General features: G+C 53.7%; 22 protein-coding genes and 3 pseudogenes. 22 read left to right on the top strand and 3 right to left on the bottom strand.

Annotation, left to right across the window (positions count from 1 at the left end; all coding sequences use genetic code 11):
- Positions 1–46: 46 nt before the first annotated feature.
- The 14 genes from AC4PCC_RS04045 (at position 47) to rpoS (ending at position 11,496) form a co-directional block, all read left to right on the top strand.
- Entirely contained in the window at positions 47–238 is a 192-nt protein-coding gene (locus tag AC4PCC_RS04045; RefSeq protein WP_492126491.1) for a hypothetical protein, read from the top strand.
- 70 nt (positions 239–308) lie between these two features.
- Positions 309–1,724 carry a siroheme synthase CysG gene (gene cysG, locus AC4PCC_RS04050; RefSeq protein ID WP_492127453.1) on the top strand — a complete coding sequence of 472 codons (1,416 nt, stop codon included), beginning with the start codon at positions 309–311 and terminating at the stop codon, positions 1,722–1,724.
- A 9-nt stretch (positions 1,725–1,733) separates the two neighbouring features.
- Entirely contained in the window at positions 1,734–2,642 is a 909-nt protein-coding gene (cysD, locus tag AC4PCC_RS04055) for a sulfate adenylyltransferase subunit CysD (protein WP_067707619.1), read from the top strand.
- A gap of 9 nt (positions 2,643–2,651) precedes the next feature.
- Positions 2,652–4,079 (top strand): sulfate adenylyltransferase subunit CysN, encoded by a 1,428-nt coding sequence (cysN, locus tag AC4PCC_RS04060; protein ID WP_492126492.1) that lies wholly within the window; start codon positions 2,652–2,654, stop codon positions 4,077–4,079.
- A 1-nt stretch (position 4,080) separates the two neighbouring features.
- Complete coding sequence (cysC, locus tag AC4PCC_RS04065; RefSeq protein ID WP_067707622.1) at positions 4,081–4,689, top strand: adenylyl-sulfate kinase; 609 nt, start codon at positions 4,081–4,083, stop codon at positions 4,687–4,689.
- A 56-nt stretch (positions 4,690–4,745) separates the two neighbouring features.
- Positions 4,746–5,066, top strand: coding sequence for a DUF3561 family protein (locus AC4PCC_RS04070; RefSeq protein WP_067707628.1), 321 nt, complete (start codon positions 4,746–4,748; stop codon positions 5,064–5,066).
- 200 nt (positions 5,067–5,266) lie between these two features.
- The gene (ftsB, locus tag AC4PCC_RS04075) at positions 5,267–5,587 is read left to right on the top strand and encodes a cell division protein FtsB (RefSeq protein WP_492126493.1); all 321 of its coding nucleotides are present in this window, start codon (positions 5,267–5,269) and stop codon (positions 5,585–5,587) included.
- Positions 5,588–5,596: 9 nt separating this feature from the next.
- Positions 5,597–6,307 carry a 2-C-methyl-D-erythritol 4-phosphate cytidylyltransferase gene (ispD, locus tag AC4PCC_RS04080; protein WP_492127454.1) on the top strand — a complete coding sequence of 237 codons (711 nt, stop codon included), beginning with the start codon at positions 5,597–5,599 and terminating at the stop codon, positions 6,305–6,307.
- Entirely contained in the window at positions 6,307–6,786 is a 480-nt protein-coding gene (ispF, locus tag AC4PCC_RS04085) for a 2-C-methyl-D-erythritol 2,4-cyclodiphosphate synthase (RefSeq protein ID WP_067707641.1), read from the top strand. Before ispD ends, ispF begins: the two co-directional genes overlap by 1 nt.
- Positions 6,786–7,835 (top strand): tRNA pseudouridine(13) synthase TruD, encoded by a 1,050-nt coding sequence (gene truD, locus AC4PCC_RS04090; RefSeq protein ID WP_492126494.1) that lies wholly within the window; start codon positions 6,786–6,788, stop codon positions 7,833–7,835. The genes ispF and truD overlap by 1 nt, the downstream gene beginning before the upstream one ends.
- A complete protein-coding gene (gene surE, locus AC4PCC_RS04095; RefSeq protein WP_492126495.1) occupies positions 7,816–8,577 on the top strand; it encodes a 5'/3'-nucleotidase SurE in 762 nt (253 codons plus the stop codon). The genes truD and surE overlap by 20 nt, the downstream gene beginning before the upstream one ends.
- Positions 8,571–9,197 carry a protein-L-isoaspartate(D-aspartate) O-methyltransferase gene (locus AC4PCC_RS04100; protein WP_492126496.1) on the top strand — a complete coding sequence of 209 codons (627 nt, stop codon included), beginning with the start codon at positions 8,571–8,573 and terminating at the stop codon, positions 9,195–9,197. Before surE ends, AC4PCC_RS04100 begins: the two co-directional genes overlap by 7 nt.
- A gap of 149 nt (positions 9,198–9,346) precedes the next feature.
- Positions 9,347–10,453, top strand: coding sequence for a murein hydrolase activator NlpD (nlpD, locus tag AC4PCC_RS04105; protein ID WP_492126497.1), 1,107 nt, complete (start codon positions 9,347–9,349; stop codon positions 10,451–10,453).
- 50 nt (positions 10,454–10,503) lie between these two features.
- Positions 10,504–11,496, top strand: coding sequence for an RNA polymerase sigma factor RpoS (gene rpoS, locus AC4PCC_RS04110; RefSeq protein WP_067707659.1), 993 nt, complete (start codon positions 10,504–10,506; stop codon positions 11,494–11,496).
- A gap of 179 nt (positions 11,497–11,675) precedes the next feature.
- Here rpoS and mutS read toward each other — a convergent pair whose 3' ends face one another.
- A complete protein-coding gene (gene mutS / locus AC4PCC_RS04115; RefSeq protein ID WP_492126498.1) occupies positions 11,676–14,237 on the bottom strand; it encodes a DNA mismatch repair protein MutS in 2,562 nt (853 codons plus the stop codon).
- Between the two features lie 233 nt (positions 14,238–14,470).
- Between mutS and AC4PCC_RS04120 the strand changes: the two are divergent.
- Together AC4PCC_RS04120 and AC4PCC_RS04125 are read left to right on the top strand one after the other, a co-directional pair.
- Positions 14,471–15,048 (top strand): annotated as a pseudogene (locus tag AC4PCC_RS04120) (integrase arm-type DNA-binding domain-containing protein); the annotation flags it as partial.
- Between the two features lie 63 nt (positions 15,049–15,111).
- A pseudogene (locus AC4PCC_RS04125) lies at positions 15,112–15,360 on the top strand (transposase); the annotation flags it as partial.
- A gap of 9 nt (positions 15,361–15,369) precedes the next feature.
- On the opposite strand, the gene AC4PCC_RS04130 reads toward AC4PCC_RS04125, so the two are convergent.
- The gene (locus tag AC4PCC_RS04130; RefSeq protein WP_492126499.1) at positions 15,370–16,521 is read right to left on the bottom strand and encodes an IS30 family transposase; all 1,152 of its coding nucleotides are present in this window, start codon (positions 16,519–16,521) and stop codon (positions 15,370–15,372) included.
- Positions 16,522–16,583: 62 nt separating this feature from the next.
- On the opposite strand from AC4PCC_RS04130, the pseudogene AC4PCC_RS04135 reads away from it, so the two are divergent.
- The 5 genes and pseudogenes from AC4PCC_RS04135 to AC4PCC_RS04155 all read left to right on the top strand — a co-directional run.
- Positions 16,584–17,285, top strand: a pseudogene (locus AC4PCC_RS04135) (IS3 family transposase); the annotation flags it as partial.
- Between the two features lie 84 nt (positions 17,286–17,369).
- Entirely contained in the window at positions 17,370–17,576 is a 207-nt protein-coding gene (locus AC4PCC_RS04140; protein ID WP_492126500.1) for a hypothetical protein, read from the top strand.
- A gap of 240 nt (positions 17,577–17,816) precedes the next feature.
- Complete coding sequence (locus AC4PCC_RS04145; RefSeq protein ID WP_492126501.1) at positions 17,817–19,025, top strand: IS256 family transposase; 1,209 nt, start codon at positions 17,817–17,819, stop codon at positions 19,023–19,025.
- 308 nt (positions 19,026–19,333) lie between these two features.
- Positions 19,334–20,107: a type IV toxin-antitoxin system AbiEi family antitoxin domain-containing protein gene (locus tag AC4PCC_RS04150; RefSeq protein ID WP_492126502.1), complete on the top strand. Its 774-nt coding sequence runs from the start codon at positions 19,334–19,336 to the stop codon at positions 20,105–20,107.
- A complete protein-coding gene (locus tag AC4PCC_RS04155; RefSeq protein WP_492126503.1) occupies positions 20,100–21,017 on the top strand; it encodes a nucleotidyl transferase AbiEii/AbiGii toxin family protein in 918 nt (305 codons plus the stop codon). Before AC4PCC_RS04150 ends, AC4PCC_RS04155 begins: the two co-directional genes overlap by 8 nt.
- A 361-nt stretch (positions 21,018–21,378) precedes the next feature.
- Here the strand turns inward: AC4PCC_RS04155 and AC4PCC_RS04160 are convergent, their stop codons facing one another.
- Positions 21,379–22,017, bottom strand: coding sequence for a hypothetical protein (locus AC4PCC_RS04160; RefSeq protein ID WP_067707755.1), 639 nt, complete (start codon positions 22,015–22,017; stop codon positions 21,379–21,381).
- Positions 22,018–22,442: 425 nt separating this feature from the next.
- On the opposite strand from AC4PCC_RS04160, the gene AC4PCC_RS04165 reads away from it, so the two are divergent.
- Entirely contained in the window at positions 22,443–23,861 is a 1,419-nt protein-coding gene (locus AC4PCC_RS04165; protein WP_492126504.1) for a sugar porter family MFS transporter, read from the top strand.
- Positions 23,862–24,050: the final 189 nt, after the last annotated feature.

Below are 24,050 nucleotides of genomic sequence, written 5' to 3' on the forward strand. Positions count from 1 at the left end.
TTGATGTCTACATCCACAGTCCAGCAGGCAGGAGGTCACCGGCATCATGCGATACGCAGCAGGTAACAGCCAGCAGGCTGTTGTCGGGATGGATAAATCTGCTAATAAAAATGCGCCAGGCAGCGTAGCGGGGGGCAACCTGTGTGCGCTGAAACTCCCTGAATATCATCCGCTAAGCACATTTTATGCGAAGCTTTGCCGCGACCTTATTCCATTCAGTAACTACTCATTCCAATAAGTAATTTCATTCACCTCAAGCCGGGGCCGTATAGTCGCACTAACTCTCTGTGATTAACAACAAGGCCGACGTGGATTATCTCCCAATATTTGCTGACATCCGAAACAAACCGGTGCTGGTAGTGGGCGGCGGTGACGTTGCCGCACGCAAGATTGTTCTGCTGCGCCGGGCGGGTGCCCGGGTGCTGATTGCGGCGCTGGCGCTGTGCGAAGAACTGGCTCAGCTGGCCGACAGCGGCGACGTGGAATGGCTGGCAGACCGCTACCTCAGTACGCAGCTGGAAGGCGTATTTCTGGTTATCGCGGCGACCGACGACGCGCGGCTAAACGCGCAGGTATTTGAAGACGCCAGCGCCCGCCACCTGCTGGCCAACGTGGTTGACGATCAGCCTAAATGCTCCTTCATCTTTCCCTCTATTGTCGATCGTTCTCCCCTGGTGGTGGCTATCTCCTCCAGCGGCACCGCGCCGGTTCTGGCGCGCCTGCTGCGTGAAAAGCTTGAGGCGCTGCTGCCCGCTAACCTCGGGCAGATGGCAGAAATCGCCGGTCAGTGGCGGGATAAGGTCAAACAGCGCTTTACCAAAATGTCTGAGCGGCGGCGCTACTGGGAAACGGCCTTTAACGGCCTGTTTGCCAGCCAGGTCGCCTCCGGGAACGTTGAGGGGGCAAGAGAAACGCTTGACCAGCAGCTGGCACACCCTGAGGCGAATCAGGGCGAAATCATTCTGGTGGGGGCGGGACCGGGCGATCCGGGGCTGCTCACGCTGCGCGGGCTACAGGTGATGCAGCAGGCCGATGTGGTGCTGTATGACCATCTGGTCAGCGACGAGATCCTGGACCTGGTGCGCCGCGATGCCGATCGCATCTGTGTGGGCAAACGCGCCAGCGCGCATTCGGTACCGCAGGAAGAGACCAACCGCCTGTTGGTAGAACTTGCCAGAAAGGGCAGGCGCGTGGTGCGTCTTAAGGGCGGCGACCCCTTTATTTTTGGACGCGGCGGCGAAGAGCTACAGGCGGCGGTCGAGGCGGGGATCCCTTTCCAGGTGGTACCCGGCGTCACTGCCGCAGCGGGTGCGACGGCCTATGCCGGCATTCCGCTTACCCACCGCGATCATGCCCAGAGCGTGCTGTTTATCACCGGCCACTGCCGCGCCGACGGTGAAGGCATGGACTGGCCTTCACTGGCCCGCGCCCGTCAGACCCTGGCTATCTATATGGGAACGGTCAAGGCGGCGGAAATCGCCGCACAGCTGATTGCCCACGGTCGCGACGCCGCGACGCCGGTTGCGGTCATCGGACGCGGCACGCGTCAGGATCAGCAGGTGCTGACCGGCACGCTGCAACAACTCGAAGAACTCGCGCAGCGCGCGCCAACGCCAGCGCTGCTGGTCATTGGCGAAGTGGTCAATCTGCATCAGCAGCTGGCGTGGTTTCAACATTCAGCGCAGCAGGCCGGACGTGAGTCCGCCGTTGTGAATTTGGCTTGAGGAAAAGTTATGGATCAAAAACGACTCACCCACCTGCGTCAACTGGAAGCGGAAAGTATCCATATCATCCGTGAAGTGGCGGCAGAATTCGGCAACCCGGTAATGATGTACTCAATCGGTAAAGACTCCTCGGTGATGCTGCATCTGGCGCGGAAGGCTTTCTATCCGGGTACGCTGCCTTTTCCGCTGCTCCACGTCGATACCGGCTGGAAGTTTCGTGAAATGTACGCGTTTCGCGATCGCATGGTGAAGGATATCGGCGCGGAGCTGCTGGTACACCGTAATCCGGAAGGCGTGGCGATGGGCATCAACCCCTTCGTACACGGCAGCGCCAGACATACGGACATCATGAAAACGGAAGGGCTGAAGCAGGCGCTGAACAAATACGGCTTTGATGCTGCCTTTGGCGGTGCGCGACGCGATGAAGAAAAATCCCGCGCGAAAGAGCGCATCTACTCTTTCCGCGACCGCTTTCACCGCTGGGACCCGAAAAATCAGCGTCCTGAGCTGTGGCACAACTACAACGGCCAGATAAACAAGGGCGAAAGCATTCGCGTATTCCCCCTCTCCAACTGGACCGAGCTGGATATCTGGCAGTACATCTTCCTGGAAAATATCGAAATTGTCCCGCTCTACCTGGCAGCCGAGCGTCCGGTGCTGGAACGCGACGGAATGCTGATGATGATTGATGACGACCGTATTGATCTCCAGCCTGGGGAAGTGATTAAGCAGCGGATGGTGCGCTTCCGTACTCTTGGCTGCTGGCCGCTGACCGGCGCGGTGGAGTCTGAAGCGCAGACGCTGCCGGAAATTATCGAGGAGATGCTGGTGTCCACCACCAGTGAACGTCAGGGGCGCGTTATCGATCGCGATCAGTCCGGCTCAATGGAGCTGAAGAAACGCCAGGGTTATTTCTAAGGAGCCGATATGAATACCGTCATTGCACAACAAATCGCCGAACAGGGCGGCGTCGAAGCCTGGCTGCATGCGCAGCAGCATAAAAGCCTGCTGCGCTTTCTGACCTGCGGCAGCGTAGACGATGGCAAAAGTACGCTGATAGGCCGTCTGCTGCACGACACCCGACAGATTTATGAGGATCAGCTCTCCTCCCTTCACACGGACAGCAAGCGCCACGGTACGCAGGGGGAGAAACTGGATCTGGCGCTGCTGGTCGACGGCCTGCAGGCAGAACGCGAGCAGGGCATCACCATTGACGTTGCCTATCGCTATTTCTCCACCGAGAAGCGCAAGTTTATTATTGCCGACACCCCCGGCCACGAGCAGTACACCCGTAATATGGCAACCGGCGCCTCCACCTGCGATTTAGCTATCCTGCTGATTGACGCGCGTAAAGGCGTCCTGGATCAGACCCGTCGCCACAGCTTTATCTCCACGCTGCTGGGCATTCGCCATCTGGTGGTGGCGATCAATAAAATGGACCTGGTGGACTACCGCGAAGAAACCTTTGAACAGATCCGCCAGGATTACCTGGATTTCGCGACTCAGCTGCCTGCCGATCTGGATATTCGTTTTGTACCGATGTCCGCGCTGGAGGGCGAAAATGTCGCCTCGCCGAGTGCGGCCATGGGCTGGTACAGCGGCCCGACGCTGCTGGACGTACTGGAAACCGTCGAAATCAGGCGGGTGGTTGAACAGCAGCCGATGCGGTTTCCGGTGCAGTATGTAAACCGCCCCAACCTGGACTTTCGCGGCTATGCGGGCACCCTGGCTTCGGGTTCGCTCCAGGTCGGACAGCGCATCAAGGTGCTGCCGTCCGGCGTAGAGTCGACGGTTACCCGCCTGGTGACCTTTGACGGCGATTTAGAGCAGGCGCAGGCGGGCGAAGCGATAACCGTGGTGTTACAGGATGAAATTGATATCAGCCGTGGCGATCTGCTGGTAAATGCAGACGCAACGATAGCACCCGTCCAGTCTGCCAGCGTTGACGTGGTATGGATGGCGGAACAGCCGCTGATGCCTGGCCAGAGCTTCGATATCAAAATCGCCGGTAAGAAAACCCGCGCGCGCGTGGATAACGTTCAGCATCAGGTTGAAATCAACAGCCTGACCCAGCGTCATGTGGATAGCCTGCCGCTCAACGGTATCGGCCTGGTGGATGTGACGTTTGAAGAGCCGATGGTGCTGGATAGCTATCAGCAGAACCCCGTAACCGGCGGCATGATCTTTATCGATCGGCTGAGCAACGTCACGGTGGGCGCCGGGATGATCCGCGAGCCGCATGCGGATGCACCCCAGCACCAGGGTGACTTCAGTGCCTTTGAGCTGGAGCTGAACGCACTGGTACGCCGTCATTTCCCGCACTGGAACGCGCGCGATCTGCTGGGCGGACAGTAAGATGGCCGCCATTCATGACGAAAATGTTGTCTGGCACGATCACCCGATCACGCGCGACGCGCGTGAGCAGCAGCACGGACATCGGGGCGTAGTACTGTGGTTCACCGGACTCTCGGGGTCCGGTAAGTCTACGGTGGCGGGCGCGGTTGAGCAGGCGCTGCACCGTCTTGGCGTCAGCACCTACCTGCTGGATGGCGACAACGTGCGTCATGGGCTCTGCCGCGATCTTGGCTTTAGCGACGATGACCGTAAAGAGAATATTCGTCGCGTGGGTGAAGTGGCCACGCTAATGGTGGATGCCGGGCTGGTGGTGCTCAGCGCCTTTATTTCGCCCCACCGTGCGGAACGTCAAATGGTGCGGGACATGCAGGGGGAAGGGCGCTTTATCGAAGTCTTTGTCGATACGCCGCTGGCCATTTGTGAGGCCCGTGATCCAAAGGGACTCTACAAAAAAGCCCGGGCGGGAGAGCTGCGGAATTTCACCGGTATTGATGCGGTTTACGAGGCACCCGAGCGGCCTGAAATCCACCTGGACGGGGAACAATTGGTAACAAAATTGCTGGTTCAAGTGTTAGATCTGCTGCGTGAGCACGATATTATCAACGCCTGAGATAGCCACGGCGAATCGCCTCAGAGCGGGCCGACTTACGCGTCAACAGGATACTTATGCAAAACGTAACGCCCATGCTGGCCCGCAAAGATGATCGAGACCCGGAAGAGACCTCCTGGTCTTTCCCCGGCGGAGTGGTGGGCTTCGCCGCTTACTGGTTCGCGCTGGCGATCCCGTTTCTGCTCTACGGCTCGAATACGCTGTTCTTTTTTCTCTACACGTGGCCATTCTTCCTCGCACTGCTGCCCGTTTCCGTTCTGACCGGCATTGCCACCAGCCTGCTGCTGCGGGGTCATCTGCTCTGGACGATAGTGGTCACCGTAGCGGCGGTGGTTTGCCTGTTCTGGCTGCTTTTCACGCTGCTCTCCGGGTGGTAGTCGACTGCCCGCCTTTCACCGCCTGCTTTTAGGGGCGGATATGATGTCTGAATCCCCACTGCGGTTACAAAATTTTGCCGGGTAGCCCGGATTCTCTTGCAACTATGCTCACCGAACCACCAATATGCTGCTATTTCACCGACAGAGTGGAGTCCGGCCAAAAGTTATGGGATGATTGGGCCGTTTTTCAGGGGGCGGGGATGGGAAAACTTACGCTGCTGTTACTTGTACTTCTCGGCTGGTTGCAGTATTCGCTCTGGCTGGGCAAGAACGGCATACATGATTATACGCGCGTCAATGAAGACGTAGCGGTACAACAAAGCAGTAATGCGAAGCTAAAAGTGCGAAACGATCAGCTGTTTGCAGAAATCGACGACCTTAACGGCGGTTCTGAAGCAATTGAGGAGCGCGCACGTAACGAGCTGGGGATGATTAAACCCGGTGAGACCTTCTATCGCCTTGTGCCGGATCAAAATAAACGAAACGCGCAGCAGGGGTTCCCCAACGGTCAGCAGCGATAAGCCATGAACATCGCCGTCTCTTTTCCACACGTCATCGCTATCGTACCCGCAGCGGGTATCGGTAGCCGCATGCAGTCAGAATGCCCGAAACAATATCTCGCCATTAACGGTAAAACCATACTGGAACATACGCTGGACAGCCTGCTGGCCCATCCGGCGATTAGGCGCATTATTGTCGCCATCAGCCCCAGCGACCGGTTTTTCTCCACGCTGCCTGTTGCGGACGACCCGCGGATTACGGTGGTGATGGGCGGTCAGGAGCGTGCCAATTCCGTCCTGGCCGGGCTACAGGTGGCGTCCGATGCCGCCTGGGTGCTGGTGCATGACGCAGCACGCCCCTGTCTGCACCCTGACGACCTGACACGGTTGCTCATGCTGACTGAAACCAGCCGGGTGGGCGGCATCCTCGCTGCACCGGTTCGTGACACTATGAAGCGCGGTGAGCCGGGCAGGGAGACGATTGCGCATACCGTAGAACGTCAGGATCTCTGGCATGCGCTGACGCCGCAGCTCTTCCCGCAGGCATTACTGCGCGACTGCCTGGTGCGGGCGCTGGGCGAGGGGGCGACCATCACCGATGAGGCCTCTGCGCTGGAATACTGTGGCTATCATCCTGAACTGATCCCCGGTCGTAGCGATAATATCAAGGTGACGCGGCCCGAGGATTTGGCGCTGGCGGCTTTTTACCTGACACAATCACATAATGAGGAGAGCGCATAATGCGTATCGGGCACGGTTTTGATGTACACGCATTTGGCGGCGAAGGCCCTCTGATTATCGGCGGCGTACGTATTCCTTATGATAAAGGGCTGCTGGCGCATTCCGATGGCGACGTGGCGCTGCATGCGCTGACCGATGCGCTGCTGGGTGCGGCGGCACTCGGCGATATTGGCAAGCTGTTTCCTGATACCGATGCCGCTTACAAAGGCGCGGACAGCCGCGAGCTGCTGCGCGAAGCCTGGCGACAGATCGCTAAAAAGGGCTATACCCTGGGTAACGTAGACGTGACCCTGATTGCTCAGGCACCGAAAATGCTGCCCCATATTCCGCAGATGCGCATCAATATCGCCGAAGACCTGGGTATCCATATGGATGACGTCAACGTTAAGGCCACCACCACGGAAAAGCTGGGCTTTACCGGTCGCGGGGAAGGCATCGCCTGTGAAGCGGTGGCGCTGCTGATAAAGGCGGCCAGATAATGACCCTGAACGAGCTGAGCTGGCTGCATGGTAAACCCACGTCTGCGGGCGTGGTCAAAGCCAACCCGGAAGACTTTATTGTCATTGAAGATCTGGGCTACCAGCCAGACGGCGACGGCGAACAGCTGCTGGTCCGCGTGCGTAAAAATGGCTGTAACACCCGCTTTGTCGCAGAGGCGCTGGCTAAATTTGCCGGTGTACATCCACGGGACGTCAGCTTTGCCGGCATGAAAGATCGTCATGCCGTGACTGAACAGTGGTTTTGCCTGCGCATTCCCGGAAAAATTACGCCCGATTTCTCAGCCTTTCAGCTGGAAGGCTGCGAGGTGCTGGAAAGCGCGCGGCATCGGCGCAAACTGCGTACCGGTGCGCTACAGGGAAATGCATTCACCCTGATCCTGCGGCAGGTGACTGACCGCGAGGCGGTTGAGCAGCGGCTGGAGCAGATTAAAGTTGCTGGCGTCCCGAACTACTTCGGCGAACAGCGCTTTGGGCATCAGGGGAATAACCTGGTGATGGCACAGCGCTGGGCGTCGAATGAGATACGCGTTCGCGAACGCAGCAAGCGCAGCTTTCTGCTCTCTGCTGCCCGCAGCGCGCTGTTTAATCAGGTTGCCAGCGATCGCCTGGCGCAGCAGGGATCGCTTAAGCAGGTTATGGACGGTGACGCGCTGCAGCTCACCGGACGAGGCAGCTGGTTTGTGGCCGACGCGGCTGAGCTGGAGACGCTACAAGCCCGCGTCAGTCACGATGAACTGCGCATCACCGCGCCGCTCCCCGGCAGCGGCGAGTGGGGAACCCAAGGCAGCGCGCTGGCATTTGAACAACAAAGTCTGGCAGCGGAAGCAGAATTGATTACACTGCTTGAGCGTGAGCGCGTGGAAGCGGCGCGTCGTGCGCTACTGGTGGTGCCGCGCGATCTGCTCTGGCGCTGGTGGGATGATGTGACCCTTGAGCTGAACTTCTGGCTTCCGGCAGGCAGCTTTGCCACCAGCGTGGTGCGGGAAATTGTCGAACAGGAAGGTAACGATGCGAATATTACTGAGTAACGATGACGGTATTCATGCGCCTGGTATTCAGGTGCTGGCTACGGCACTGCGGGAATTCGCTGACGTGCAGGTTGTTGCTCCCGATCGCAATCGCAGTGGCGCCTCTAACTCGCTGACGCTCGAAACGCCGCTTCGTACCTTTAGCTACCCCGGTGGCGATATCGCCGTGCAGATGGGCACGCCGACCGACTGCGTATACCTGGGCGTGAACCGGCTGATGCAGCCCGGACCCGATATTGTGGTGTCCGGCATCAATGCCGGGCCCAACCTCGGTGACGACGTGATCTACTCCGGTACCGTAGCCGCAGCGATGGAAGGGCGTCACCTTGGGCTGCCCGCACTGGCGGTCTCCCTTAACGGCCACCAGCACTACGAGACCGCGGCGGCAGTCACCTGCACGATCCTGCGCGCTTTGCAGCGTGAGCCGCTACGCACCGGGCGCATTCTCAATATCAACGTACCGGACCTTCCGATCTCTGAGATCAAAGGCATACGCGTCACGCGCTGCGGTAGTCGTCATCCCAGCGATGGGGTGATCCCGCAGCAGGATCCGCGCGGCAATACCCTCTACTGGATCGGGCCGCCCGGCGAAAAACTGGATGCCGGGCCGGATACCGACTTTGCCGCCGTTGATGAGGGCTATGTCTCCGTCACCGCCCTGCATGTGGATTTAACGGCCCATGCCGCTCAGGCAGTGCTGGCAGACTGGCTGGATCAGGCTGGAGTGGACCGCCAATGGTGAGCAGACGTATTGATACCCTGCTGGCGCAGCTGCGCCAGCAGGGCATTGAGGATGAACGCCTGCTAAAAGCCATTGAGGAGGTGCCACGTGAGCGCTTTGTCGATGAGGCCTTTGAGCATAAGGCCTGGGAAAATATGGCGCTGCCGATTGGTTCCGGGCAGACCATCTCTCAGCCCTATATGGTGGCGAAAATGACCTCGCTGCTGGCGCTGACGCCCGCGTCGCGCGTGCTGGAAATCGGCACCGGCTCCGGGTATCAGACGGCGATCCTGGCGCATCTCGTTGAACACGTTTTTTCCGTTGAGCGGATTAAGGGCCTGCAGTGGCAGGCCAAACGACGGTTGAAACAGCTGGATCTGCATAATGTCTCCACGCGCCACGGGGATGGCTGGCAGGGCTGGCCGTCACGCGGGCCATTTGACGCTATTATTGTCACCGCTGCCCCCCCGGAAATTCCGCTTGAGCTGATGTCCCAGCTGGATGAGGGGGGAATTATGGTGTTGCCGGTAGGTGAAGAGCATCAGCAGCTGAAGCGGATCCGCCGTCGCGCCGGAGAGTATATTGTCGACACCATCGAGCCAGTGCGTTTTGTTCCGCTGGTGAAGGGCGAACTGGCCTGACTGAGATCGTACGCAATTGCATACATCTGTGAATAGCGAGCGAACGACGATATTGTTACTATCTGAATAATTGAATTTTTATCAACACCGCTGTCCAGCCGATAGCAGGCCGGACAGCCGCCGCAGTTGTGCCGTAACGGGGGATTTAAATGAGCACGGGAAGCCCAGATTTCAAATTGCGCCGTATTGCGGCCGTTTCGCTGGTAGGTTTTTGGCTGGCAGGCTGCTCCAGCAGCAATACTCAGGCACCCATCAGTTCGGTGGGCAGTAATGCCGATTCGGGTATGACGTCCTCAGCCAGTGCGGACAGCGGCACAGGGGGCGGCCTGATTGCTCGCCCCACCTCCATCTCCACTAACGCGTCACAGCCGGTCAGCCAGCCTGTGATGGCCAGTTCTGACAATAATCAAAACGTTGTCACCCAAAATGGGCACATTGTTTACAATCGTGCGTATGGGAATATTCCTAAAGGTAGCTACAGCGGGCAGACCTATACGGTTAAACATGGCGATACCCTGTTTTATATCGCATGGATTACTGGAAACGATTTCCGCGATCTCGCGCAAAGAAATAGTATATCCGCGCCTTACAGTCTCAATGTTGGCCAGCAGTTACAGGTTAGTAATGGCTCCGGTGGCACGCTCACCGGTGGTAACGCTATCACCGCAGCCGACGCAACGGCGGGGGGGGTACCGACTCAGCCGACCACTCCACAAATTAAAGGCGGAACGGTTGCACAGCAGCCAGTAATTACGTACTCTGAGGATTCAGGTAAACCAAGTGAAGGTAAAATGCTGCCCTCATCCGGCACAAATACTGTTGCAACGACAACAGCGCCGGTTACCACCCCAACCGTCAGCAGCACAACCACCAGCACTACCCCTGTGGGTAGCTGGAGATGGCCGACCGACGGTAAGATCATTGATAACTTTTCTGCGTCCGAAGGAGGCAATAAAGGTATTGATATCGCGGGGACCCGCGGACAGCCCGTTGTTTCAACCGCCTCAGGGCGCGTTGTTTACGCCGGGAATGCGCTGCGCGGTTACGGTAATTTGATTATCATCAAACATAATGATGATTACCTGAGTGCATATGCCCATAACGACACGATGCTGGTCCGCGAGCAACAAGAAGTTAAAGCGGGTCAGAAGATTGCCACTATGGGTAGTACCGGCACGAGCTCGGTTAGATTGCATTTTGAAATTCGTTACAAGGGGAAATCCGTAAACCCGTTGCGTTATTTACCGCAGCGATAAACCGGCAGAACCCTGGTGTTCCGCCCTGGGATCACGGGTAGGAGCCGCTTATGAGCCAGAATACGCTGAAAGTTAATGAGTTAAATGAAGACGCGGAATTCGACGAAAACGGAGCTGAGGTTTTTGATGAGAAGGCTCTTGTCGGAAATGAACCTGCTGATAATGACTTAGCTGAAGAAGAGCTGCTGTCACAAGGCGCAACGCAACGCGTGCTGGATGCGACGCAGCTCTACCTGGGAGAAATTGGTTATTCTCCTCTATTAACGGCAGAGGAAGAGGTTTTCTTTGCCCGTCGTGCGCTACGGGGTGATGTTCCATCGCGCCGCCGCATGATTGAAAGTAATCTACGTCTGGTAGTTAAGATTGCCCGTCGTTACAGCAATCGCGGTCTGGCCCTGCTGGACCTGATTGAAGAAGGTAACCTCGGTTTGATCCGTGCAGTAGAAAAGTTTGACCCGGAAAGAGGGTTCCGCTTCTCTACCTATGCTACCTGGTGGATTCGTCAGACGATTGAACGGGCTATCATGAACCAAACCCGTACCATTCGCCTGCCGATTCACATCGTAAAAGAGTTGAACGTCTATCTGCGTACCGCGCGCGAACTGGCCCACAAGCTGGATCACGAGCCAAGTGCCGAAGAGATAGCCGAACAGCTTGATAAGCCTGTTGATGACGTCAGCCGTATGCTGCGCCTCAACGAACGCATTACATCAGTTGACACACCTTTGGGTGGGGATTCTGAGAAAGCGCTGCTGGACATTCTGGCCGATGATAAAGACAACGGCCCGGAAGATACCACGCAGGACGATGATATGAAGCAGAGCATCGTCAAATGGTTGTTCGAACTGAACGCCAAGCAGCGTGAAGTACTGGCTCGTCGTTTCGGCCTGTTAGGCTATGAAGCGGCAACGTTGGAGGATGTAGGCCGGGAAATCGGTCTTACCCGCGAACGTGTTCGTCAGATCCAGGTTGAAGGTTTGCGTCGTCTGCGTGAAATTCTGCAGGCGCAGGGGCTGAATATCGAAGCTCTGTTCCGCGAATAGAAGTCCGTATGAGGTTAATGCGAAAAGCGGTGGCGAAAGCCACCGCTTTTTTATTGCCTGTACCCAGCCAGGATATCGGACAGAGGTCAGGCTGTCGGACAACACGCAGTCCGTCGGACTAAGGTGATGCCGTCGTGCTACTGCCAGACCCGCGAAATGAGCGCGGGCCTGGGACCGGGTTAAACCAGAGACTTCAGGCGGTAAATCCACTCCAGCGCCTGGCGTGGTGAAAGAGAATCGGGATCCAGTGCTTCCAGCGCTTCAACTGCGGGAGAGGTCTCCTCAACCAGCAGCGGAAGCTGAGGGCCATCTCCCGGAGTCGCTGCGGCGTTGCCAGACAGCGTTTCCAGCTCCTTCAGCTTTTGCCGGGCGCGTTTGATCACTTCCTTAGGCACGCCTGCCAGCGCGGCTACCGCAAGACCATAGCTTTTACTGGCAGCCCCCTCCTGCACGCTGTGCATAAAGGCGATGGTATCGCCATGCTCTATAGCGTCCAGATGAACATTGGCTACGCCTTCCATTTTTTCGGGAAGCGTGGTCAGCTCAAAGTAGTGGGTAGCAAACAACGTCATGGCTTTAATACGGCTCGCGAGGCTTTCAGCGCAGGCCCAGGCCAGCGACAGACCATCATAGGTCGAGGTACCGCGACCGATCTCATCCATCAGTACCAGGCTGTGCTCGGTGGCATTGTGCAGAATATTGGCCGTTTCGGTCATTTCCACCATAAAGGTCGAGCGACCAGACGCCAAATCGTCCGCCGCGCCGACGCGGGTGAAAATACGGTCCACTGGCCCAATAAGTGCCTGTTCAGCCGGTACATAGCTGCCAATGTACGCCATCAGCGTAATCAGGGCGGCCTGACGCATGTAGGTACTTTTACCACCCATATTCGGACCGGTGATCACCAGCATACGGCGCTGCGGCGATAGCGAGAGAGGGTTAGCAATAAACGGCTCTTTCAGCACCTGCTCAACCACCGGATGTCTCGCACCGGTCAGTTTAATCCCCGGCTTGTCGCTCAGGGTCGGACAGGCGTAGTTCAGCGTCCATGCGCGCTCGGCAAGGTTCGCCAGCACGTCCAGCTCGGCAAGAGAGGCGGCACTGAGCTGGAGCGCTTCAAGATGAGGCAGCAGAAGATCGAACAGCTGTTCATACAGCGATTTTTCCAGCGCCAGCGCTTTGCCTTTCGACGTGAGGACTTTATCTTCGTACTCTTTTAGCTCGGGAATGATATAGCGTTCGGCATTCTTTAACGTCTGGCGGCGCACATAGTTAATGGGTACCAGGTGACTCTGACCGCGACTAACCTGGATATAGTAGCCGTGGACGCCGTTGAAGCCGACCTTGAGCGTATCCAGCCCCAGCTTCTCGCGCTCGCGGATCTCCAGGCGATCCAGATAATCGGTCGCGCCATCCGCCAGCGCCCGCCACTCATCCAGCTCGGCATTGTACCCCGGGGCAATCACGCCGCCATCACGCACCAGTACCGGCGGCGTTTCGACGATAGCGTTTTCCAGCAGCGCCCGCAGCTCCTCAAACTGACCCATCTGCGTACGCAGCGTTTGCAGATGCGGCGTTTCACAATCTGCCAGCAGGGCATCCAGCTGCGGAAGCTGCTGGAAGGCATGGCGCATACGGGCAAGATCGCGAGGCCGTGCGGTACGGAGCGCCAGCCTCGCCAGGATACGCTCAAGATCGCCAACCTGGCGCAGCAGCGGCGACAGTTCGGCAGAAAAGTCCTGCAGCGCGCCAATGCTTTGCTGACGGTTAATAATAATCTGGCTGTCACGCACCGGCATATGCAGCCAGCGCTTCAGCATGCGGCTGCCCATTGGCGTAACGGTCTTATCCAGCACTGAGGCCAGGGTGTTTTCACTGCCTCCGGCCAGATTCTGGGTAATCTCCAGATTACGCCGGGTGGCAGCATCCATGATGATGCCATCCTGCTGGCGCTCCATGGTCAGCGAGCGGATATGCGGCAGCGAGGTACGTTGCGTATCCTTTGCATACTGCAACAGGCAGCCCGCTGCCCGCAGCGCCAGCTCGGCCTGCTCGACGCCGAAGCCACTCAAATCGCGGGTGCCAAACTGCATATTCAGCTGCTGACGGGCCGTTTCTACCTCAAATTCCCACAGCGGACGGCGACGCAAACCGCGACGGTTATCAATGAGTGACATGGCCGCAAAATCTTCTGAATAGAGAAGTTCAGCGGGATTCGTGCGCTGCAGCTCGGCGGCCATGGTTTCGTTATCGGTTGGCTCTGCCAGGCGAAAGCGCCCGGAGCTGATATCAAGCGTTGCGAAGCCAAAGCCGCGCGGGCCCTGCCAGATGGCTGCCAGCAGATTATCCTGCCGCTCCTGAAGCAGCGCTTCATCGCTAATGGTACCCGGCGTAACAATACGCACGACCTTGCGCTCAACCGGACCTTTGCTCGTTGCCGGGTCGCCAATCTGCTCACAGATCGCAACGGATTCACCCAGATGCACCAGCTTAGCCAGGTAGTTTTCCACGGCATGATAGGGTACACCTGCCATCGGAATGGGTTCGCCGGCGGAGGCACCGCGTTTGGTCAGGGAAATTTCAAGCAGCTGTGATGCACGTTTGGCATCGTCATAAAACAGTTCATAGAAATCCCCCATGCGATAAAACAGCAGAATTTCCGGATGCTCAGCCTTGAGACGCAGGTACTGCTGCATCATTGGGGTGTGCGAACCTAAATTTTTGTTGTCAATCATAGACATAATTTATTTATTCCATTGAATTTAAAGTGGATTGTGATTTTAGTTATTATCATTAAGTATCACGTTGTCTCATAAAAAATCACTAAGTCCCGCTTGTAAGTGTAGGTCTAAGTGTATGTTATTATGTAGGTTATGGTATAATTGTACTCAGTAAACGCACAACCTACACTTGTTAAGAAAAGCGGGGTTTTAGCCTGGTTAAGTCAATTGGTTAGCCATAAAATGGATCTTATATGACGGATAAACCAGCAGGCAAACCTTTGTCATCCAAAGCTATCGAAATGATGAAGCCCACGGACAAAAACAAAGCCGATACGGGTGAAACCGGGGCTTACGTGTGACCTGCGGTGCTTCCGGTATCAAGACCTTTTTCTACCGCTATACTAGCCCAGTGACCAATAAGCTGTCACAGGTAAAAATTGGAAGCTTCCCGCAAACCTCGCTTGCAATGGCCCGTATGAAGTTGCAAGAACTCAAACTAATCAGAAGTGAAGGGCGCTGTCCGGCGTCTGAGCTAAAAGATGAGAAGCAACGGTTATTAGAAGAGAGCCAAAAACCGAAAGCGGCAGTGCTGACGGTTGAAGGGTTGGTTGAGCTGTATCTGACTGAACGGATAGAAGACCGTAAAAGTACAGATGGAAAAATCATTCCAGGAGCGCGTAAAAAGAAAGGGCAAAAGGAGGTGCGGCGTACTTTGGAAAATGATGCAGTTGCCAAACTAGGTGCGCGTGTTGCAGCAGAAATCACCCGTAAAGATATCGTTGAACTGGTTAATGGAGTGATTGAACGAGGTGCCAAAGTTCAAGCCGGATGAATCGCCACGGGTTTAACAGACACCTCAGAGTCATTTAAGATGGCTTAAAGAGAGGTGCCCATGAGCGGTAAGCGTTATCCCGAAGAGTTTAAAATTGAAGCAGTCAAACAGGTTGTTGATCGCGGTTATTCTGTTGCCAGCGTTGCAACACGTCTCGATATCACCACCCACAGCCTTTACGCCTGGATAAAGAAGTACGGTCCGGATTCTTCCACTAATAAAGAACAGTCAGATGCTCAGGCCGAGATCCGCCGTCTCCAGAAAGAGCTGAAGCGGGTTACCGACGAACGGGACATATTAAAAAAAGCCGCTGTAGATTCAATCTGTCAACGCAACACCCCTTTCAATTATCTCTTTCGGTGTTTTGAACTTCAGTGTCTTTCTCGGTCTGTTGTTTAGCTGAGCTGCAACCTGATCCAGCTCATGTTGAGTATATTGGGCAAGGCATGTCTTTTTGGGAAGGTACTGTCGAATTAGCCCATTAGTGTTCTCGTTTGTTCCCCGCTGCCAGGGACTCTGAGGATCGCAGAAGTAAACTTTAACTCCGGTTCTGCCAGTAAATTCCAGATGCCTGGCCAGCTCCATTCCTCTGTCCCATGTCAGTGATTGCCGGAGTTCAGACGGCAAGCTCAGAAATTTTTCGGTAAGAGCCTGATTCACTGAGAAAGAATCTTTGCCCCTAAGTCTAAGGATGATCGTATAACGTGATTTTCGGTCTACAAGTGTGGCTATATGCGAGTTTTTTGTGCCTGATACTAAATCGCCTTCCCAGTGCCCCAGAGAGCGTCTGTTATCGATATGTCGGGAGCGTTCGTGAATTGGTGTTCCGTTCACTATGTTAATCGTACCTCTTTCACCTTTGCGGGTATGGCGTCTGCCATGGCGAAGGCTATGCGACCGGCGCAGATGCTGTACATTCAGGTGGTGTAGCGCTTCGCGGCTACGAAAATAGAGCGTTTTATAAATTGTCTCAGGTGATATTCGCAGTGTTTTTTGACGCGGTTTCGTTCGCCTTAACCATCCTGATATTTGCTCTGGAGACCACTTCATCTCCAGCTTTTCCAGAACAAGCTCTCGCAACGGTAAATTCTGATCCAGCAAGCACGGTTTTGGTCTTTTCGCCATCCTGCTGGCCCGGTTATTAGCATCAACAGCTTTGTAATAGCGCCTGTCTCGATTACGCTGAACTTCACGTGAGATCGTCGAAGGACTACGATTCAGCGCAGTAGCTATCGCACGAATGCTCATTTTGGCTGACAAACCGGCTCGTATTTCCTCGCGCTCTGACAGTGTCAGGTGAGCTACAGCCCGCTTGCGCTCATTAGGTTTTATGCCGCCAGTATCTCTTAACATAGTGAAGATTGTTCCTGGTTTCGAACCCAGAATATTAGCTATTTCACTGAAGCCTGTTCCGTTCTTCCACAGTTCAAAAACAGATGCTTTTTCCTTTGCTGTAAATGTCCGTCTCATTCAAAAACCCTCCGCAACCCCATGTTTTCACATGACTGTTGCGTTGACCAATTGAATCTACATCGGGATGCGTCTATGGTTATCGCAAAATCCATTTGGATCTGCGGGACAGCGGGCAACAGTGCGGAGTGAACAGAGTCTGGCGACTGATGAAACGTGTCGGGATAAAGGCTCAGGTCGGATACCGGAGCCCGCGGGCACGTAAAGGCGAGGCCAGTATCGTGTCGCCCAACAGGCTCCAGCGACAGTTCAATCCGGATGCTCCGGATGAGCGTTGGGTAACGGACATAACCTACATCAGGACCCACGAAGGCTGGCTGTATCTTGCCGTGGTTGTTGATCTGTTCTCACGCAAAATTATCGGCTGGTCCATGCAATCCCGGATGACAAAGGACATTGTCCTGAACGCACTGCTGATGGCTGTATGGCGGCGTAATCCCCAAAAACAGGTGCTGGTTCATTCGGATCAGGGCAGTCAGTACACAAGCCATGAGTGGCAGTCGTTCCTGAAATCACACGGCCTGGAGGGCAGCATGAGCCGTCGCGGTAACTGCCATGATAATGCGGTTGCAGAAAGCTTTTTCCAGTTGCTGAAACGCGAACGGATAAAGAAAAAGATCTACGGAACGCGGGAAGAAGCCCGCAGCGATATTTTTGATTACATCGAAATGTTTTATAACAGTAAGCGTCGGCATGGTTCTAGCGATCAGATGTCACCGACAGAATATGAAAACCAGTATTATCAACGGTTCGGAAGTGTCTAGATTATCCGTGGCGATTCAATCAGACTTAATCAAACCTGGTGTACTCGGAAGGGTGAGAAATACGGTTTACGGGCAAATGAAAAGATGATTCAACTCTGGCTGACGGAGTATCTGCGCTTTACCCCGCAGTGTGTTAATGATGCTATGGCACGGATAAAGCACGTAGAACAAGATCAATGGGATATGCGCTTAGCCGGGATGTCAGCAACTGATCCGCTGCGTAATGAGGCTGGTATTATTGACCCTGATAGTGCCCAGGGTAATGTGATTGACCTTAGTCGCTATCAATAGAGTAAAAAGTGATTCGTTGAGTTTGATGATCAATAAGCCTTGAATATCGCCAGCCGAACATAGAACTGTTAGCAACAGCCTTGGCTTAAATTGTGGCTATGTCAAATGTTATATCGCTGGGAGCTTAGAATGCGTTGTGTGAGAAAAGCGGCAGTGCTTTATACAGACCGAGCCTGTAATTTAAATTGTGTATCTGCCTGTTTTTGATATCTTCACTCCAACAACGGAGACAGGCAAATTATGGACGAAAAGAAACTCAGGGCCCTTGCGACTGAACTGGCTAAAGGCCTTAAAACCGAAGCCGATCTCAATCAGTTTTCCCGTATGCTGACAAAGCTTACCGTTGAAACAGCGCTCAATGCTGAGCTGACTGATCACATCGGCCACGAGAAGAACGCCCCCAAAACAGGCTCCAATACCCGTAATGGCTACTCGTCAAAAACCTTGCTTTGTGATGATGGTGAGATTGAAATCAGTACGCCACGCGATCGTGAAAGCACCTTCGAACCGCAACTGATAAAGAAAAACCAGACACGTATCACCCGGATGGACAGCCAGATTTTGTCCCTGTACGCCAAAGGCATGACCACGCGAGAAATCGTCGCCACCTTCAAAGAGATGTACGACGCGGATGTTTCACCCACGCTGATTTCTAAAGTCACCGATGCGGTTAAAGAGCAGGTCGCAGAGTGGCAGAATCGCCCCCTGGATGCACTTTATCCCATTGTTTATCTTGACTGTATTGTTGTAAAAGTTCGCCACGGTGGTAGCGTGATTAATAAAGCCGTCTTCCTCGCACTGGGCATTAATACCGAAGGCCAGAAAGAGCTCCTGGGCATGTGGCTGGCAGAAAACGAAGGCGCAAAGTTCTGGCTCAGCGTGCTGACGGAGCTTAAAAACCGGGGCCTTCAGGATATCCTGATTGCCTGCGTGGACGGTCTGAAGGGCTTCCCGGATGCGATAAACAGCGTTTATCCCCAAACGCATATCCAGCTATGCATTATCCACATGGTGCGTAACAGCCTGAAATACGTGTCGTGGAAGGACTACAAAGCCGTGACTGGCGGGCTGAAAGCGGTGTATCAGGCTCCAACAGAAGAGGCGGCGTTAATGGCTCTGGAGCAGTTCGCAGCGGTCTGGGACGATAAATACCCACAAATCAGTAAAAGCTGGTATGCACACTGGGAAAATCTCAATACGTTTTACAATTATCCACCGGATATCCGTAAAGCTATTTACACTACGAACGCCATCGAATCGCTGAACAGCGTGATCCGTCAGGCAATAAAGAAACGCAGGGTGTTCCCGACGGATGACTCGGTGCGGAAAGTCATTTATCTGGCGATCAGGGATGCTTCAAAAAAATGGAATATGCCGATCCGAAACTGGCGGCTGGCGATGAGTCGCTTTATTATCGAGTTCGGTGACCGCCTGAGCGATCACCTCTAATACGTTGGCAGTTACACAGAATTATTTACAGGCTCACCAGACCCTCTCGTGAACTGATTGTTCATTCCGTTGTGACGTCAACAGCAATTGCAACAGGTCAATCACCGGATACAATCAGAGCCTCGCTTAAAACTCTGCGTGAGAAGTTTGCACATCTTCGTCTGGCAGTTTAGCCACTTTTTTGATCCCCTGGCCAGTACCTGCTCAATCATACCCCTTAGTGTAATTGGACGGATGCCTCTCACTATTGACATGTTATTAACCCAGTAGTTTACTATTAACTGTATTGTTAAACCAATGGTGAACCTATGTCATCAAAAATAAACTGGCTTTTGCAGAACACTGCGCCGGGTTCCTTGGTACTACAGTCCTGGCTGACAAAAAATGGTATTAGCCCTTCTTTAGCCAATAAGTATATGCATAGTGACTGGTTACAAAAACTACGTGCCGGTGTATACGTGCGGAGTGGGCGTGAACCTCAGTGGAGTGATGCCGTCTTATGCTTGCAAAATCAGCTGGGGATTTCTGTGCATCTGGCGGGGCTTACTAGCCTAACCTATCAGGGACGCTCTCATTATCTTCACTTAACGCGTCAGGCAATTTGGCTTTGCGTAGATGACAAAGCTCAGTTGCCAAAGTGGTTCAAAGAATTTCCCAATGCGGAGTGGCTTTTACTTTCTAATCAAAAGCTTAATATGCATGACGAAAAGTATCTGACAGAGGTAGAAATAAAGGGAGAGCATTTGAAAGCGAGTGTACCGGAATTAGCTGCTTACGAGATTGCTAACGCAGTCCCTGGATCGCTTTCGTTTGAGCACGCTGCGGAGCTGTTTCAGGGGCTGGTAAACCTGAGTCCACGCAAAGTCGAAGTGTTGATGCAATCCAGTCGCGCAGTGAAAACTAACCGCCTTTACCTGTTTCTGGCCGATCACTATGCTCATGCATGGGTTAAGCGAATAGATAAAGCCAGCATTGATTTAGGGGCCGGGAAACGGCAGATCGTATCTGGTGGCAAGCTGGACCAAAAATATCAGATCACTGTTCCAGAGAGTTTTGTTAGCAGAGGGATCTCACATGGATAAGCAATCACCTTATTATCGGCAAGTTGCGTTGCTGCTCAGTGTACTACCTGTTGTGGCATCAGAGCGATGCTTTGCACTAAAAGGTGGGACGGCGATAAACTTGTTTGTTCGTGATTTTCCACGTTTATCGGTTGATATCGATTTGGCTTACATTCCGCTGGAAAGCCGAGATGTGGCATTGCCAAACGTTCGGGCTGCATTGACGCGTATCGCTGAAATACTGCAACAACAGGCTGGCATTTCGGCGGTACTACAAACGAATAATCCTGATGAAATGCGCATTGTTGTGTCTTCTCAGGAGGCACAGATAAAGATAGAAGTTTCGCCTGTTGCGCGAGGTACGCTGTATCTTCCAGAAGAACGTGATGTTGTTGAAGCGGTAGAAGACGAATTCGGCTTTGCTACTATTCAGGTTGTATCGCTTGCCGATCTCTATGGTGGCAAGCTTTGTGCTGCGCTGGATAGGCAACATCCCCGTGATTTTTATGACGTCAAAATGCTGCTTGAAACGCAGGGTATTGATCGCCAGATATTTAATGGTTTCATCACCTATTTGCTAGGACACCCACGCCCATTATCCGAGGTGCTTAATCCCCGCTGGAAAGATATTTCTGAGCTGTATGCGAATGAATTTAACGGAATGACATTCGATGCGGTCTCTCTTGAAGAGCTCAATGCGATACCCAACTTAATGGGTACTGCTCTCAAAGCACAATTCACGCAGCGGGATTATGATTTTTTGATGTCTTTCAAAAGTGGTCGACCGGACTGGAGTCTGGCTCCTGAAGAGCAGATTCAGCATTTACCAGCGGTTAAGTGGAAGTTGCAAAATATCGGGCGCATACCAAAAGATAAGCATATTCAGGCGTTGGCGAAGCTTGAGGCGGTTCTTGCCGAGTGGATGAAGTAGTTTAGCATTTTATCTGTACATTCACCTTGGGTGTCACTGTACGGTATTTTGTAAACTGAATTGCTAATCTGTCAAAGTACAACAGGGTAGTAACAACAGATAAATCAACTGGTTATGAAAGTGTAGGCTAAAGCGTAGGTTTTACTAAAATTATCTAAATAATCATTATTTATCAGTGTAAACACACCAATGCATCACTGGGATATGGGCCGGTAACTCTTAATACCTGCAAGCATTTTATGTTCAAAATCAAACTGTTTTTGATACGAAACGACATCAGTCAAATACAGGGAAAAACATAATTTTGCCTGCAGGCAGGTAGTATCAAAATGAAGATCGTAGCCTCAATCGGCTTTCACGATCAGAGTTCGTTGATAATGCGTGACTTGGTCGTCTCATACTCTGAATCGGAGATCAGTCCTTCTTCAAGCATCTGTCGGGCTTTCTTTAAGCGCTCTACCGAGCTGGCTTCATTACCGGCTTCGCCTGGTGCACTGCCGCCTGCAAATCCCGAATTATTGGCAAAATTACCAAACCCGCCCGATTTAGCCCTTAACTCTTCCAGCTCACGCTGACGCCTTTTCTCACGCCAGGCCTGCTCATGCGCCTGCGCGATTTTATAAATTTCCTGGGCTTCATCTTTGCGTAATCCACCAAACTGGTAACGGTAAACTTTCCCGCCGCTGGCCAGATCGGGCTGCGAAAGCGCACTAATGTAAAGCGTGCTGCCGAAAATGCCCGCTTTGATCTGAGCGTCTTTTAGATCCTGCCAGCGGACATCAATAGGGGTAAACCCTCCAAGCAGGCCGCGTGTCATGCCAATAAATCGGCCCGATGTCGCGCTGACCATTATTCTGCGGCGGTCAAGTGCAAACAGACGTCGTTGAATCGCCACTTTCAGTAATTTTTCACCACTCACCAGCATAGAATTCAGATAGCCATACGCTTTTTCTAAACCCTGCTCAGGAATAATTTTTTCCCGATCTTCAATAGTACTCATAATTCACTCTCCCAGAGTGGTAACCGATCATAAAAATCTCCGCGCATTATATCTGTTTCATAAATGATTTTTAAGAATAATCTGGATTTAAACAGGGTAGACGTTGTGTCTTTTTAAACTGTCTTTTTGAAAATGAATGCTTATTTAAGACCGGGTATTCATTGCCGCTACAGCGATACGGGCAGAGCCAGGCAGATAAGCAGACTGTCGGGTACCTGACAACGTTGTCATCAACGTTAAACTGCCCGACCTCAAGCGAGGATGAATGCGTCCTGGCCGTCTAAACCCGCACAGACGGGATCCCCATCACAATTGTGAGCTCCTTAGCCAGATTGTCCATGCTTTGGGAGCGTTCGGCCTAATACCGCGAGGCGGCAGTTTTGTATGCTTTGCGGCTACAGATGCCTGAGAAGCGGAGCCTGAAGATGTCTCTTGTAAACGATGATGTGATTCCTGTAGACGATCGCAAACGTAAAGTGCGGCGCATGAATGCTTTTATCTCCATATCGGCCGCTTTTGCCGGTCTGCTATTTGGTCTGGATATTGGCGTGATTTCCGGGGCGCTGCCTTTTATTACGCAACACTTCACGCTGGATAGCCACCAGCAGGAGTGGGTGGTAAGCAGTATGATGCTGGGTGCGGCTGTCGGCGCGCTTTGCAACGGTTGGGTTTCACACCGCCTGGGCAGGAAATACAGTCTGATGTCCGCTGCGGTGCTATTTATCGCGGGGTCGCTGGGGTCTGCCTTTGCGGTCAATTTAGAAATTCTGCTGGTTTTTCGCGTATTGCTGGGGGTGGCGGTCGGGATTGCCTCCTACACCGCGCCGCTATACCTGTCTGAAATGGCCACCGAAAATATCCGTGGCAAAATGATCAGCATGTATCAGCTAATGATAACGGTGGGCATCGTACTGGCTTTCCTGTCCGATACCGCGCTGAGCTACAGCGGTAACTGGCGGGCGATGTTGGGTGTGCTGGCCATACCCGCCGTTATCCTTTTCATCCTGGTGATTTTTCTGCCTAACAGCCCGCGCTGGCTGGCGGCAAAAGGCATGCACATTGAAGCGGAAGAAGTGCTGCGCATGCTGAGGGATACCTCCGAGAAGGCCCGTCAGGAACTGAATGAGATCAGGGAAAGCCTGCGCATGAAGCAGGGCGGATTCTCGCTGTTCAGGCAGAACCGCAACGTAAGACGTGCCGTTTTCCTTGGCATGCTGTTACAGGGAATGCAGCAGTTTACGGGCATGAATATCATCATGTATTACGCGCCGCAGATTTTTAAAATGGCGGGTTTCCAAAGTACCCAGGAACAGATGATTGCCACGGTGGTCGTTGGGCTGACCTTTATGTTTGCGACCTTTATCGCGGTGTTCACCGTAGACAAGGCAGGCAGAAAGCCGATTCTGAAAATAGGGTTTTCGGTAATGGCATTTGCCACGCTGATCCTGGGATATTGTCTGCTTAAAGCGGGGGAAGGGGAGATCTCTACCGGACTTTCATGGGTATCCGTCGGGATGACCATGCTCTGTATTGGTGGCTATGCCATGAGTGCCGCGCCGGTAGTATGGATACTTTGCTCGGAGATCCAGCCGCTGAAGTGTCGTGACTTTGGCATAACCTGTTCAACCACCACCAACTGGGTGGCAAATATGCTGATCGGCGCGACCTTCCTGACGCTGCTGGGCAGTATCGGCGCGGCGGGGACCTTCTGGCTGTATACCGGCTTTAATCTGGCGTTTATCGTTATCACCGTGTTCCTGGTGCCGGAGACGAAAAACAAAACGCTTGAGCATATTGAAAAGAATCTGATGGCAGGTAAAAAGCTGCGCGATCTAGGCCAGTAGCAAGGCCAGTAGCGTACTGCAGATAAGCCGAGGGCGCACCAACACTGGCGCGCCCTCGGCTTACTGCTTACTGCTTACGCTGCGTCGCATAGCCCGCCTGGGACGCAGAGCAGTGGCAGCCAGCTTACTTCACGCGTTGAGCATAGAGCAGTGCTGGCAGCCAGCTTACTTCACGCGCTGATCACAGAG

Source organism: Erwinia sp. L03-1 (assembly GCF_058686115.1).